Annotated in this window: 8 protein-coding genes; 4 read left to right on the forward strand and 4 right to left on the reverse strand. The window is 66.8% G+C overall.

Features of this window, described 5'->3' with window-relative positions:
• Positions 1-2 precede the first annotated feature (2 nt).
• From DWA33_RS20135 to DWA33_RS20150, 4 genes are all read right to left on the reverse strand, one after another.
• Positions 3-3,110 (reverse strand): efflux RND transporter permease subunit, encoded by a 3,108-nt coding sequence (locus DWA33_RS20135; protein ID WP_114360297.1) that lies wholly within the window; start codon positions 3,108-3,110, stop codon positions 3-5.
• Positions 3,110-6,241 (reverse strand): efflux RND transporter permease subunit, encoded by a 3,132-nt coding sequence (locus DWA33_RS20140; protein ID WP_114360298.1) that lies wholly within the window; start codon positions 6,239-6,241, stop codon positions 3,110-3,112. Before DWA33_RS20140 ends, DWA33_RS20135 begins: the two co-directional genes overlap by 1 nt.
• A gap of 75 nt (positions 6,242-6,316) precedes the next feature.
• A complete protein-coding gene (locus tag DWA33_RS20145) occupies positions 6,317-7,678 on the reverse strand; it encodes an efflux RND transporter periplasmic adaptor subunit (RefSeq protein ID WP_114360299.1) in 1,362 nt (453 codons plus the stop codon).
• Complete coding sequence (locus tag DWA33_RS20150; protein ID WP_114360300.1) at positions 7,668-9,116, reverse strand: efflux transporter outer membrane subunit; 1,449 nt, start codon at positions 9,114-9,116, stop codon at positions 7,668-7,670. Before DWA33_RS20150 ends, DWA33_RS20145 begins: the two co-directional genes overlap by 11 nt.
• A gap of 429 nt (positions 9,117-9,545) precedes the next feature.
• Here DWA33_RS20150 and DWA33_RS20155 point away from each other — a divergent pair, with 429 nt between their 5' ends.
• The 4 genes from DWA33_RS20155 (at position 9,546) to DWA33_RS20170 (ending at position 14,139) form a co-directional block, all read left to right on the forward strand.
• The gene (locus DWA33_RS20155) at positions 9,546-10,859 is read left to right on the forward strand and encodes an NAD(P)/FAD-dependent oxidoreductase (RefSeq protein WP_114360301.1); all 1,314 of its coding nucleotides are present in this window, start codon (positions 9,546-9,548) and stop codon (positions 10,857-10,859) included.
• Positions 10,860-10,861: 2 nt separating this feature from the next.
• Positions 10,862-11,707, forward strand: a complete 846-nt coding sequence (locus DWA33_RS20160; RefSeq protein ID WP_114360302.1) for a DUF1365 domain-containing protein — start codon at positions 10,862-10,864, stop codon at positions 11,705-11,707.
• A gap of 54 nt (positions 11,708-11,761) precedes the next feature.
• Positions 11,762-12,991: an SAM-dependent methyltransferase gene (locus DWA33_RS20165; RefSeq protein WP_114360303.1), complete on the forward strand. Its 1,230-nt coding sequence runs from the start codon at positions 11,762-11,764 to the stop codon at positions 12,989-12,991.
• Positions 12,992-13,101: 110 nt separating this feature from the next.
• Complete coding sequence (locus tag DWA33_RS20170) at positions 13,102-14,139, forward strand: cysteine synthase A (protein WP_114360304.1); 1,038 nt, start codon at positions 13,102-13,104, stop codon at positions 14,137-14,139.
• Positions 14,140-14,203 lie beyond the last annotated feature (64 nt).

Below are 14,203 nucleotides of genomic sequence, written 5' to 3' on the forward strand. Positions count from 1 at the left end.
CCCTACTCCGCCGGCACCGCGGCTCGCGCGCCGCGGCGCCAGCGCCACTGCCGTCCGCGGTCGATCAGAAGATAAATCACCGGCGTGGTATACAGCGTCAGCACCTGCGACACGAACAGCCCGCCGATGATGGTGATACCGAGCGGCCGGCGCAGCTCGGTGCCAGGGCCGACCGCGACCACCAGCGGGATCGCCGCGAACAGCGCCGCCAGCGTGGTCATCAGGATCGGCCGGAACCGCACGATGCAGGCTTCGAAAATCGCGTCCGCCGACGACAGTCCGCGGTCGCGCTCCGCCTCCAGCGCAAAGTCCACCATCATGATCCCGTTCTTCTTGACGATGCCGATCAGCATGATGATGCCGACGAAGGCGATCACCGAGAGTTCGGTCCCGGTGACCAGCAGCGCCAGCAGCGCGCCGAGTCCGGCCGAGGGCAGCGTCGAGATGATCGTCAGCGGATGCGCCAGACTCTCGTAGAGCACGCCGAGCACGATGTACATCGCGATGAACGCCGCCAGGATCAGCAGCGGCTGCTTGCTGGACGCGGCGCGGAAATCGCCAGCATTGCCGTCGAACGAGCCGCGGATGCCCTCCGGCATGTGCAGTTCGTCGACTGCGCGCTGGATGTTTCCGGTCGCCTCCTGCAGCGGCACGTCGGGCAGCGTGTTGAACGACACCGTGGTCGAGGGCACGCCCTGGGTGTGGGCGACCGCCAGTGCCGCCAGCCCGCGCTCGGCGCGCACCACGGCGGACAGCGGCACCTGCTCGCCACTGGAGCTGTCGACGTAGATCCGCTTCAAATCGGTCGGATCGGTCTGGAATGCCGGGTCGGTCTCCAGCACCACCTGATACTGGTTGCGCTGGGTGTAGATCGTGGCGATCTGGCGCTGCGAGAAGGCGTTGTTGAGCGCGTTGTCGATGTCCTGAACCTTGACGCCGAGCCGCGACGCCATGGTGCGGTCGATCGACAGCGTGAGCTGCAGGCCGCCGTCGTCGCGATCGCTGGTGACGTCGGTGATGCCCTCGACGGTCTGCATCCTTTTGGCGACGATCGGCGCCCATTTCTGCAACAGGTCGAGGTCGGGACTGCTCAGCGTGTATTGGTAGTTGGACTCGCTGGAGCGTCCACCACCACGCAGATCCTGCGCGGCGAACATGAACAGCCGGATGCCGGCGACCTGGCTGAGCTTCCGCCGCAGCCGGTCGATCACCATCTGGGTGGTGACGCCCGGCCGCTCCGCGTTCGGCTTGAGGTTGATGAACATCGTGCCGCGATTGGAGCCGCCGGCGCCCGGCCCGCCGCCTCCCAGCACCGAGCCGACGCCCGCCACCGCCGGATCGGCCATCACGATGTCGGCGAGCTGTTCCTGCAGCTTGCGCATCGACTGGAACGAAATGTCGGCCGAGGCCCGGGTCGATCCGATCACGAAGCCGGAATCGTCGATCGGGAAGTAACCCTTCGGCACCTTGATATACAGCGTGATGGTGAGCGCGATGGTGGCGATGAACACCACCACCGTCAGCCACGGCACGCCGAGCACGGCGCGCAGCGTCCAGGCGTAGAACCCGACCATGCGGCCGAGCGTGCCTTCCACCAGGCGATCGAACCAGGTCTGCTTCGGCGCCGCCCCGGCGCGGATGTAGTGCGCGCAGATCATCGGCGTCAGCGTCAGCGACACCACGGTCGACACCGCAATGGCGAAGGTCAGCGTCAGCGAGAATTCGCGCAGCAGCCGGCCGATCAGGCCGTCCATGAAGATCAGCGGCGCGAACGCGGCGACCAGCGACAGGCTGATCGACAGCACCGTGAAGCCGATCTGCCGGGCGCCATCGATCGCCGCCGGCAGCGGCGCCATGCCGCGTTCGAGATTGCGATACATGTTCTCGATCATCACGATCGCGTCGTCGACGACGAAGCCGACCGCGATCGCCAGCGCCATCAGCGACAGATTGTTGATCGAGAACCCGCTGATCCACATCCCGGCGCAGGTGCCGGCCAGCGCCAGCGGCACCGATACGCCGGCGGCGATGGTCGGCGTCAACCGGCGCAGGAACAGCAGCACCACCACCATCACCAGCACCGCGGTCGCCAGCAGCGTCCATTGCATGTCGTCGACGCTGGCGCGGATCGTTCCGGTGCGGTCGGCCAGCACCGAGATCTCGACGCCCGCCGGAATCCACTGTTTCAGTTCGGGCAGCAGGGCTTTGACGCGGTCGACGGTCTCGATGACGTTGGCGTCGCCCTGCTTGGTGATCTGGATGATCACCGCCGGCTGCTTGTTGTACCAGGCGATGGTGCGGGCATTGCGCGTGGCGTCACTGACCGTGGCGACGTCGGACAACCGCACCGTACCGTTGGCGTCGCTCTTGATCACGATACTGCGGAATTCCGCCGCGGTGCGCATCTGCGGATTGGTCGACAGCGTCTCGGTCAGATGCGGCCCGTCGAACGCGCCGACCGGGCCGACCGGATTGGCATTGACGATCGCGGTGCGGACGTCGTCGGTGGAGATGCCGGCGTTGGACAGCGCGACCGGATTGAGCGCGATCCGCACCGCCGGTTGGTCGGCCCCCGAAACCGTGACGTCGCCGACCCCCGGCACCTGGGAAATCCGCTGCGCCAGCACGGTGTCGGCGACATCGTAGATCGCGCTCGCCGGCATCGTCTTCGAGGTCAGCGCCAGGATGTACACCGGCGCGGCGGCGGAGTTGAACTTGCGGAACTTGGGCAGCGTCGGCAGGTCGGTCGGCAGGTCGCTGACGGCCGCATTGATCGCCGCTTGGACGTCGCGCGCGGCGCTGTCGACGTTGCGGCCGATCGAGAACTGCAACTGGATTCGGGTGTTGCCGAGCGAACTGGTCGAGGTGATCTGGTCGAGCCCAGCGATTTCGCCGAGCCGCCGTTCCAGCGGCGCCGCAACGGTCGAGGCCATCACCGACGGCGCCGCGCCCGGCCGCGACGCCTGCACCATGATCATCGGGAAATCGACGTTCGGCAGCGCCGCCACCGGCAGCACCGCATAGGCCACCATGCCGACCAGAAACAACCCGATCGCCAGCAGCGTGGTACCGACCGGCCTGCGAATGAACGGGTCGGACATCGAGGCCATTACAGCCCCTCTCCGGCGCCGGCCAGCGGCGGCGACGGTGTCGCCGGCGGCACCGGCGGCAGCGCCCGCTCCAGCTTCCGGTTGATGCGGTCGAGCGCCAGATAGATCACCGGCGTGGTGTACAGCGTCAGCAACTGGCTGAGCAGCAGACCGCCGATGATCGAGATGCCGAGCGGAAACCGCAGCTCGGAGCCGGTACCGCTTTCGACCGCCAGCGGCAGCGCGCCGAACAGCGCCGCCAGCGTTGTCATCATGATCGGCCGGAACCGCAGCCGGCAGGCCTGCACGATCGCTTCGTAGGACGACATCCCCTGCCCGCGCTCGGCGTCGAGCGCGAAGTCGATCATCATGATGGCGTTCTTCTTGACGATGCCCATCAGCAGGATGATGCCGATCAGCCCGATCACCGACAGATCCTGGCCGAACAGCATCAACGCCAGGATCGCACCGACGCCGGCCGACGGCAGCGTCGACAGGATGGTGATCGGGTGGATGTAGCTCTCGTACAATACGCCGAGCACGATGTAGATCGCCACGATCGCCGCCAGGATCAGCCACGGCTGCCCGGCCAGCGCCTTCGAGAATTCGGCGGCGTCGCCATAGAACACCCCGACGATGCTGCCGGGCATCCCGATCTGCTTCTCGATGGTTTCGATCCGCTTCAACGCCTCGCCGAGCGAGGCATCGGGCGCGAGGTTGAAGCTCATCGCCACCGACGGGAACTGCGCCTGGTGTGAGATCGCCAGCGGCGCGATGGTGCGCTTCAACTCCGCCACCGCCGAGATCGGCACCTGCGCGCCGGCATTGCCGGGCACGTACAGCTTGGACAGGATCGACGGATCCTGCTGATAGATCGGCATCGCCTCCAGCACCACGCGATACTGGTTGGCCTGGCCGTAGATCGTCGAAATCTGCCGCTGCGCGAAGGCGTCGTTGAGCGTGTCGTTGATCGCCTGAACGCTGACGCCGAGCTGTCCGGCGCGTTCGCGGTTGACGTCGAGCGCGGCGCGCAGGCCGCCCTCCTGCGCCTCGGTCGAGACGTCGCGGAACAGCGGATCGCGGCGCAGTTCGCCGAGCAGCCGGTTCGTCCATTGCGACAGCAACGCCGCATCGGTCGCGGTCAGGGTGTACTGATATTGCGACCGGCTGGCCTGGGTCGAGATCTGCACGTCCTGCACGGCCTGGAAATACACGGTCATGCCGGGGATCGCCGCGACGCGCTGCTTCAGCCGCACGATCACTTCGCCGACGTCGGAGGCACGGTCGCCGCGCGGTTTCAGCGTCAGCACCAGCCGGCCGACATTCGGCGTCGGATTGACCGAGCCGGCGCCGATCACCGACACCACGCCGACCACGTCGGGATCGGCTTCGATCGCCTTGGCGATTTCGGTCTGGCGAGCCTTCATCTCGGCGAACGACACCGCCGGTCCGGCTTCGGTCACCGCGGTGATCGAGGCGGTGTCCTGCAGCGGCAGAAAACCCTTCGGCGCGATCACATAAAGCACCAGCGTCGCCGCGATGGTCAGGAACGTCACCACCAGCGTCGCCCGCTGATGTTTCAGCACCCACAGCAGGCTGCGGTGATACGCGTCGGCGCCGCGGTCGATCCAAGCGGTGATGGTGGCGAGCCCGGGCACCTGCCGCTCCTCGCGGGCGTGTTTGAGCAGCCGAGAGCACATCATCGGCGTCAGCGTCAGCGACACGATCGCCGAGGTGACGACCGCGATCGTCAGCGTCAGCGCGAACTCGCGGAACATCCGGCCGACCAAGCCGGACATGAACAGCAGCGGGATGAACACCGCGATCAGCGACATCGTCAGCGAGATCACGGTGAAGCCGATCTCGCTGGCGCCTTTCAGCGCCGCCTGCATCGGGCTCTCGCCGTCCTCCATGTGGCGGACGATGTTCTCGATCATCACGATGGCGTCGTCGACCACGAACCCGGTGCCGATCGTCAGCGCCATCAGCGACAGATTGTCGAGGCTGAAACCGGCGAAATACATCACCCCGAAACTGGTGATCAGCGACAGCGGCAGCGCCACCCCGGCGATGATGGTGGCCCGCATCGAGCGCAGGAACAGCAGCACCACCAGCGTCACCAGCACCACGCTGAGCAGCAGCGTGAACTGCACGTCGTGCACCGACGCCCGGATCGTCTCGGTGCGATCGCTGACCACGGTGAGCTTGACGCCGGCCGGCACCAGCCGCTGGATTCGCGGAATCTCCGCACGGATTCCCTTGACGACGTCGATGACGTTGGCGCCGGGCTGGCGCTGGATGTCGAGGATCACCGCCGGCGTTCCTTGGTACCAAGCGCCGGTGCGCTCGTTTTCGAGCCCGTCGATGATCTGGGCGACGTCGCCGATCGTCACCGGCGAACCGTTGCGGTACGCTACGATGATCGGCCGATAAGCATCCGCGGCAGCAATCTGGTCGTTCGCCGCGATGGTGTAGGCCTGCTGGGCGCCGTCGAGCGAGCCTTTAGGCCCCGACACGTTGGCGTTGGCGATCGCGGTGCGCAGGTCTTCCATCGAGATGCCGTAGGCGGCGAGCCGGGCGAGGTCGGCCTGCACCCGCACCGCGGGCTTCAAGCCGCCGAGCACCGAGACCCGCCCGACGCCGGAGATCTGCGCCAGCCGCTGCGCCAGCAGCGTGTCGGCGAGATCGCTCATGTTGCGCAGTGACACCGTGGTCGACGTCAGCGCCAGCGTCATCACCGGCGCATCGGCCGGGTTCACTTTGGCGTAGACCGGCGGATACGGCAGGTTCTTCGGCAGAATGCCGGCGGCGGCGTTGATCGCCGCCTGGACGTCCTGAGTGGCGCCGTCGATGTCGCGGTTGAGGTCGAACTGCAGCGAAACCTGGCTGACGCCGAACGACGAGGTCGAGGTCATCGCCGTCAGCGACGGGATCTGGCCGAGCTGTCGCTCCAGCGGCGCGGTGATCAGCGAGGCAACGACGTCCGGGCTCGCGCCGGGGAGCTGCGTCGTCACCTGCACGGTCGGAAAGTCGACCTGCGGCAGCGCCGACACCGGCAGCGCCAGATAGCCGAGCAGACCGCCGATCATCAGCGCCACGCCGAGCAGCGAGGTCGCGATCGGACGTCGGATGAACGGCTCGGATACGCCCATGAAACTCACCTCAGCGTTGCGTACTGACGTCTCGCACTCCGGCCTTCGCCGCCGCGCCGCCGGCAGCGAACGGCATCAGGGCGCCTTGGGCGCTCCGGACGCCGGCGCCGCGCCGGACGTCGGCGCCTGCTGTGCGGCCTCGCCGCGGCGACGCTTGCCCTGCCCCTCGCCCGCATCTCCGCCACTGCTCTGCGCGCCGGGCGGGCGCCGGCGCTTCTGCGGGGCGAGATCGGCGGCTGGCGTCTGGCTGGCGTCGCCGACCGTCACCTTGGCGCCTTCGGCCAGATTGGCGAAGCCGGTGGTGACGACGCGGTCGGCCGGCGTCAGCCCTTCGGCGACCACCGCCTCGCTTTCGTTCTGCTGCGTCACCTTCACCGGGCGGGCATGAACGATGTTGTCGTCGCCGATAACGTAGCTGAAAGTGCCGGCGGGACCGCGCTGCACCGCCGACACCGGCACCACGATCGCCTGCTTCAGCGTATCGACCTTGAGCCGGACGTTGACGAACTGGCCCGGCCAGAGCTGCATTCTGGCGTTGGGGAATTCCGCCTTCAGCTTGACCGTGCCGGTGGTCTGGTCGACCTGGTTGTCGATGCCCTTCAGCACCCCGGTGTCGATCACGGTGACGCCGTCGTTGCCGAACACGTCGACCGGCAGCGGAGCCTCGGCGGCCGCGGCGTTGACCCGCACGATCTCCTGCTGCGGCAGGCTGAACTGCACGGCGATCGGCTGCAACTGGGTGATCACCACGATGCCGGTGGTGTCGGCGGACTTGACCAGATTGCCCTTGTCGACCTGGCGCAGGCCGGCGCGGCCGGAGATCGGCGCCACCACCTTGGTGTAGCTCAGCGTCGCCGCCGTATTGTCGATCGCCGCCTGATCGGAGCGCACCTGCGCCTCGAGCTGCGCGACGGTCGCCTTCTGAGTGTCGGCCTGTTGCTTGGAGCCGGCATTCGAGGCCGCAAGCTGCTGGTAGCGCGCCAGATCGATCCGGGCGTTGGCGAGCTGCGCCTCGTCCTGCGCCTTCTTGGCGACCGCTTGGTCGTACGCCGCCTGATAGATTGCGGGGTCGATCTCGGCCAGCACGTCGCCGGCCTTGACGTCCTGACCTTCGGTGAAATTCACCGCGATCAGCTTGCCGTCGACCTGGGCCCGCACCGTGACGGTGGCGAGCGGCTTCACCGAGCCGACGCCGTCGAGATACACCGGCACGTCCGCGACCTTCGGCACCGCCGCCAGAACCGGCACCGCGAGGTCGGGCGGCATCCGCCGCTCCGCCTGCTTGGTCTGCATCGCCCGCCAGGCGACGAAGCCGAGTCCGCCGAGGATCAGCACGACCAGCAGCAGCGAGACGCCACGGCGTCCCAGCCGCGCACCCCAGCCGCTCCGTGCCTTTCCGGCGTCGGACGTATCCTTCGCATCCGGCTTAAAGAGCATCGGCCGTTCTTTCCATCTTTGGCTCCCAGCCGCCCCCGAGTGCCTGAAACAGGCTGACGATCGCCTGGAAGCGCGCAAGCTGCGTCTGGATCAGCGCGTCCTCGGCCTGGAATAGCGTGAGCTGCGTATTCAGCACGGTGACGATGTCACTGGTGCCGGCGCGGAGCTGCTGTTCGGCGAGATCGAACGCGCGCCGCGACGACGCCACCACAACGCGCTGCAGCCGCAGCCGGTCGGTGTTCTGCTTGATCGATTCGAGGGCGTTGTCGACGTCGGCGAACGCCGACACCACGGTCTTGCGATAGGTCTGCAGCAGTTCTTCCTGCTGCGCCCGCGTCAGGTCGAAATTGCCCTGGATGCGGCCGCCGTCGAAGATCGGCTGGGTCAGCCCCGCGGCGATGTTCGAGAACGTCGCCTGCGGGGTGAACAGCGACGCCAGCGCCGCGCTCTGGTATCCGCCCTGGGCGGTGAGCTGGATGGTCGGGAAGAACTGCGCCCGCGCGCTGCCGACATTGGCGGTGGCCGAGGCGAGCTGAGCCTCCTGGCGGCGGATGTCGGGCCGCTGGGTGAGCAGATCCGACGGCAGCCCTGGTGTCACCCGCGGCGCCGCCAGGCGGGTCAGCGAACCGCCGGCGATCTTCACGCTCTCCGGCGGACGCGCCACCAGCGTCGCCAGCGCGTTGACGTTCTGGGCCAGCGTCAGCCGCAGCGGCGGCAGCGCGGCACGCTGATTCGCAACCACGCTCTCCTGCTGGGCGACGTCGAGATCGGTGCCGGTGCCGGCTCCGAGGCGTTGCTTGATCGCGTCGAGGATGCGGCTGGCGCTCTTGATGTTGCTTTCGGCGGTGCGAATCCGGTCCTGCGCCGCCAGCACCTGGAAGTACGCATTGGCGACGCTCGCCATCGTCGTCAGCATCACGGTGTCGCGGTCGAACCGGCTGGCGGTGGCGGTCTCCTCGGCGGCGAGCGCGGCGTCGTGGTTCTTGCCCCAGAAATCGATTTCGTAGGACGCGCTGAGCGACGACGAATAGGTGCTGTAGCGGCGGCCGGCGATCGTGGTGTTGGAGATGTTCGAGCCGGAGGTCTTGACTTGAGAGCCGTTGCCCGTCCCGCTGAGGCTGGGCAGCAGCGCCGCGCCGGTGATCCGCGCCTGCGCGTCCGCCTGGCGGATGCGCGCGACAGCGGCGGCGACGTCGAGATTGACGGTCTGCGCCTCTTCCATCAGCTGGGTCAGTTCGGCCGAACGGAAGCCCCGCCACCAATCCAGCGCCGGCGGCTTCTCGGCCGTGGTGTACGCGGCAGCCTTGTAGCGATTCGGCAGGTCGAGCGCCGGATCAGGCAGGTCTTGGGTGAGGATGCAGCCGCCCGAGGCCGTGACCAACACCGAGGCCACCACCAATCGGGCTGCGCGGCCAAGGTAGCGAAGTGTGGTGCTCATGCCGGGCGCGATCCATCTCCCGGCGCGGCGTAACGCCGCGCACCCCGCGCCACAGACCGTTTCGGCGCACGATGTTTTCTGCCAGCCACTTGCAACTCGATCACGGAAGAATGCTGTCTCAAGCCAGATGCCATTGTAACCGGCGGATTCGGTAACGGACAGAGCCGTCATGGGCACAGTTCGCTACAAGTTGTTTCCAGTGTGGCGGCGGCGCCGCCGACGCGATCGCGAATCTCCCGATTCCATCGGTGTTCCCTCAGCTTGACGGCCTCCCGGATTGCGGCAAAGCTTACGAAGATTTCATCTGGTGATACGGCCGTCCGAGGACGATTCCCTGCCCGCCCTTCGAATTTTTTCGCTGCCGGACGTGCTGAAACTCTCGCCCCTCGATGCCGTAGCTCGGTCGCCGGTGGGTAGAGGGGGCTTGGAATGCGCGTTGCTATCGTCGGAACGGGAATCGCGGGGAATGCCGCCGCATGGGCGCTGTCGCAGCGTTATCCCGTCACAGTCTATGAGCGCGAGCCGCGCCCCGGCGGCCATAGCCATACCGTCACCGTCGACTATGACGGGACCGAAATTCCGGTCGACATCGGCTTCATCGTCTACAACCAGCTCAACTATCCCGACCTCACCGCGATGTTCGCGCATCTCGGCGTCGAGACCGTCGAAAGCTGCATGAGCTTTTCGGTCAGTGCCGACGCCGGACGATTCGAATGGAAAGGCGGCGGCTCGAACTGGCTGGAGACCGCGGACGGCCTGTTCGCGCAGCGCCGCAACCTGCTGTCGCCGTCCTATTTGAAGATGCTGCGCCACATCCTGATCTTCAACGAGCAGAGCGTCGAAGACTTCAAGAGTGGTGCCCTCGCCGGGCTGTCGCTCGGCGACTATTTCACCAGCCGCAAATTCGCGCCGCGGCTGCTGACCGACTACCTGGCGCCGATGGGCGCGGCGATCTGGTCGGCGCCGGCGTCGGAGATCCTCGACTTCCCGGCCGAGAATTTCGTCGCCTTCTTCAACAACCATCGGCTGCTGCACTACGAGCGCCCGATCTGGCGCACGGTGAAGGGCGGCAGCGCGCGCTATGTCGAGAAGCTGACGGGCGCCTTCAAGGACGACATGCGGCTCGGGGCCGCCGTCACCTCGATCGAACGCTCGCCGAAGGGCGTGATCGTCCGCGACAGCCTCGGCGGTCTCGGCGTATACGATCACGTCGTGATCGGCGCCCACAGCGATCAGGCGCTGGCGATGCTCGCCGATGCCAGCGACGTCGAGCGCGACATTCTCGGCAGCATCGGCTACGCGCCGAACATCGTGTATCTGCACCGCGACCCGCGGCTGATGCCGAAGCGCAAGCGCGCCTGGGCGTCGTGGAATTTCCTGCGCTGGCAGCGCGAAGGCTCGCCGGTCAACGACGTCGCCGTCACCTATTGGATGAACCGGCTGCAGGGCATCGACGCCGACAAGCCGCTGTTCGTCAGCCTCAACCCGCCGTTCGAACCCGCCCCCGAGCTGACCTTCGGCCGCTACGAATGCGAGCATCCGCAATACACCGCCAAGGCGTTCGCCGCGCAGCGCCGCGTCGGCGAGCTCCAGGGCCACCGCAACACCTGGTTCTGCGGCGCCTGGACCGGCTACGGCTTCCACGAGGACGGGCTGCGTTCGGGACTCGCGGTCGCCGAACATCTCGGCGCCCCGGTGCCGTGGCGCGGCCCGCCGTCGGAATTCCGCGAAGCGGCCGAATGACCATGGCCGCCCTCGCCGCTCCCACCTCATCGACCAGCGCCACGCCGCCCGCAGCGGCCGCGGCGCTGTATGTCGGCGAGGTGATGCACGCGCGTCTGAAGCCGGTCGGACACCGTTTCCAATATCGGGTGATGTCGCTGCTGATCGATCTGGACCGGCTGGATGACGCCGACCGGATGTCGCCGCTGTTCGGCGTCAACCGCCGCGCGCTGTACAGTTTCCACGAGGCCGATCACGGCCCGCGCGACGGCTCCTCGCTGCGCGCCTACGCTCAGGCCAGCGCCGCGGCGCAAGGCGTCGATCTCAGCGGCGGCCGCGTGCTGCTGCTGACCTATCCGCGCATCGCCGGCTACACCTTCAACCCGTTGTCGGTGTATTTCTGCTACGATGCATCCGGCGCGCTGGTGCTGGTGATCTACGAAGTCCGCAACACCTTCGGCGACATCCATCCCTACGCGCTGCCGGTGCGAGCCGGCGAACTCGGTCCCGCCGGTCTGCGGCAGGAGCAGGACAAGCTGTTCTACGTCTCGCCGTTCATCGAGATGGCGATGCGTTATCACTTCCGCATCGTGCCGCCGGGCGAGATCGTGCGCTTGCGAATTCTCGAAACTGACGCCGAAGGCCCGGTGCTTGCTGCCACTTTTGCCGGCACACGCCGCGCATTGTCGACGGCGTCGCTGCTCCGGCAATTTTTCGCGCTGCCGCTGATGACGTTGAAGGTGATCGCGGCGATCCATTGGGAAGCGCTGAGACTGTGGATCAAGGGCGCCAAGCTCGTTCCACGTCCCGCCTCGCCGCCGCCCCCGCCGGGCTTTGCAGCCCGCGGCCCCGATGCTTATAATCCCTAAAGTGTGTGCCCGGCGCCGCCGTCGGTTCCGCTGGGCGCGAGCGATGGAACAGCAATGCCCGAGTTGGTAGCGCTCACCCCCGACAACGTCGATGCTGCGGTGGCCGATCTGCCCCGCGTGGTGCGGATGGCGCTGGCGTTTGGTGCGCGGCTGCGGCGCGGAACGCTGGACGTCACCCTGCCCGACGGCCGCCGCTTCCGGCTCGGCGGCGCCGAGCCCGGCCCGGCCGCGGAGATGCGGCTGCACAGCTACGCGTTCGCCACGCGCCTGATCAATGGCGGCGACATCGGCATCGCCGAGGCCTATCTCAATCGCGACTGGGACACGCCCGATCTCACGCAGTTCCTGTACCTGTTCTGCGTCAACCACGAGATGATCCAGGCGATGCTCGGCGACAATCCGCTGATGCGGTTCGTGCAGATGGTGCGGCATTGGTTCAACCGCAACACCAAGCGGCAGGCGAAGAAGAACATCTACGCCCATTACGACATCGGCAACGCGTTCTACTCGGCCTGGCTCGATCCGAGCATGACCTATTCGTCGGCGCTGTTCGAAGACCACACCGACGATCTGACCGCGGCGCAGATCAACAAATATCAGCGGCTGGCTGAAGCGATCGACCTGAAGCCGGGCCAGTCGGTGCTGGAGATCGGCTGCGGCTGGGGCGGCTTTGCCGAATATGCCGCCAAGACCTTCGACGTCCGCATCGTCGGCCTGACCATCAGCCGGGAACAGCGCGACTTCGCCCAGCGGCGGATGTTCGAGGCCGGGCTCGCCGACAAGGTCGAAATCAAGCTGCAGGACTACCGCGACGAACGCGGTCGCTACGACCGGATCGCCTCAATCGAGATGATCGAAGCGGTCGGCGAGGAATTCTGGCCGAAATACTTCTCACAGTTGCGCGATCGGCTGATGCCGGGCGGGCTGGTCGGCATCCAGGCCATCACCATCCAGGACCGCTTCTTCCAAGCCTACCGCCGCGAGGTCGATTTCATCCAGCGCTACGTCTTCCCCGGCGGGATGCTGCCCTCGCCCGGCGTGCTCAAGTCGCTCGGCGAGACGTTCGGCGTGCCGGTGGTGCGCGAGCGGGTGTTTGGAGAAGATTATGCCAAGACGCTCGCGACCTGGAGAGACAATTTCCGCGCCGCCTGGCCGAACCTGACCGCGCAGGGCTTCGACGAGCGCTTTCGCCGGCTGTGGGAATACTACCTGTCGTATTGCGAGGCGGGCTTCCTGTCCGGCAACATCGACGTCCGCCAGGTGGTATTCGCCAAAACAGGCTGATGCAGCGACAGCTTCGCCGTCGCAGTTGCTCAATGCAGCGGCATCGATGCCTTGTCTCGCGCCGTCCGGTCTCCTAACTTGAGGGCCCGCAACGTCACCAGCCGGACAGCATGAACATCAAGAACGACGTCGTCGACGCCATCGGCAACACGCCCCTGATCAAACTGAAGCGCGCGTCGGAACAGACCGGCTGCACTATTCTCGGCAAGGCCGAGTTCATGAATCCGGGCCAGTCGGTGAAGGATCGCGCCGCGCTGTTCATCATCCAGGACGCGGTGAAGCGCGGTGCGCTGCGTCCGGGCGGCGTCGTCGTCGAAGGCACCGCCGGCAACACCGGCATCGGGCTGGCGCTGGTCGCCAACGCGCTCGGCTTCCGCACCGTGATCGTGATCCCGAACACCCAGAGCCAGGAAAAGAAGGACATGCTGCGGCTGTGCGGCGCCGAGCTGATCGAAGTTCCGGCGGTGCCCTACGCCAATCCCAACAACTACGTGAAGCTGTCCGGCCGGCTCGCCGCGCAACTCGCCGAGACCGAACCGAACGGCGCGATCTGGGCCAATCAGTTCGACAACGTCGCCAACCGCCAAGCCCACATCGAGACCACCGCGCCGGAGATCTGGAATCAGACCGAAGGCAAGGTCGACGGCTTCGTCGCCGCGGTCGGCTCCGGCGGCACGCTGGCCGGCGTCTCGATCGGCCTGAAGCAGTTTAGTCCGAAGGTCCGCGCCGTGCTCGCCGACCCGATGGGCTCGGCGCTGTACAATTACTACAAGAACGGCGCGCTGAAGGCGGAAGGCTCCTCGATCACCGAAGGCATCGGCCAGGGCCGCGTCACCGCCAATCTGGACGGCGCGCAGATCGACGACGCTTACCAGATCCCCGACGATGAAGCGGTGCCGCTGATCTACGATCTGCTCGAGCACGAGGGCCTGTGCCTCGGCGGCTCCAGCGGCATCAACGTCGCCGGCGCGATCCGCCTCGCACGCGATCTCGGTCCCGGCCACACCATCGTGACCATCCTGTGCGACTACGGCAGCCGCTATCAGTCCAAGCTGTTCAACCCGGACTTCATGCGTAGCAAGAACCTGCCGGTACCGGACTGGATGGAGACGAAGAGCACGATCCAGGTGCCGTTCGAGCAGATCTGAAGATCACCAACCACGGGCGCGGCCGCGACATCCTGAGCGACCGCATTAACCCGCCGCCAACCGT

The organism is Rhodopseudomonas pentothenatexigens (assembly GCF_900218015.1).
Lineage (GTDB): Bacteria > Pseudomonadota > Alphaproteobacteria > Rhizobiales > Xanthobacteraceae > Rhodopseudomonas > Rhodopseudomonas pentothenatexigens.

Coding starts and splice junctions, on each gene's coding strand:
- DWA33_RS20140 (WP_114360298.1), bottom strand. CDS start 6,241: ATGGGCGTATCCGAGCCGTTCATCCGACGTCCGATCGCGACCTCGCTG.
- DWA33_RS20155 (WP_114360301.1), top strand. CDS start 9,546: ATGCGCGTTGCTATCGTCGGAACGGGAATCGCGGGGAATGCCGCCGCA.
- DWA33_RS20145 (WP_114360299.1), bottom strand. CDS start 7,678: ATGCTCTTTAAGCCGGATGCGAAGGATACGTCCGACGCCGGAAAGGCA.
- DWA33_RS20160 (WP_114360302.1), top strand. CDS start 10,862: ATGGCCGCCCTCGCCGCTCCCACCTCATCGACCAGCGCCACGCCGCCC.
- DWA33_RS20165 (WP_114360303.1), top strand. CDS start 11,762: ATGCCCGAGTTGGTAGCGCTCACCCCCGACAACGTCGATGCTGCGGTG.
- DWA33_RS20135 (WP_114360297.1), bottom strand. CDS start 3,110: ATGGCCTCGATGTCCGACCCGTTCATTCGCAGGCCGGTCGGTACCACG.
- DWA33_RS20170 (WP_114360304.1), top strand. CDS start 13,102: ATGAACATCAAGAACGACGTCGTCGACGCCATCGGCAACACGCCCCTG.
- DWA33_RS20150 (WP_114360300.1), bottom strand. CDS start 9,116: ATGAGCACCACACTTCGCTACCTTGGCCGCGCAGCCCGATTGGTGGTG.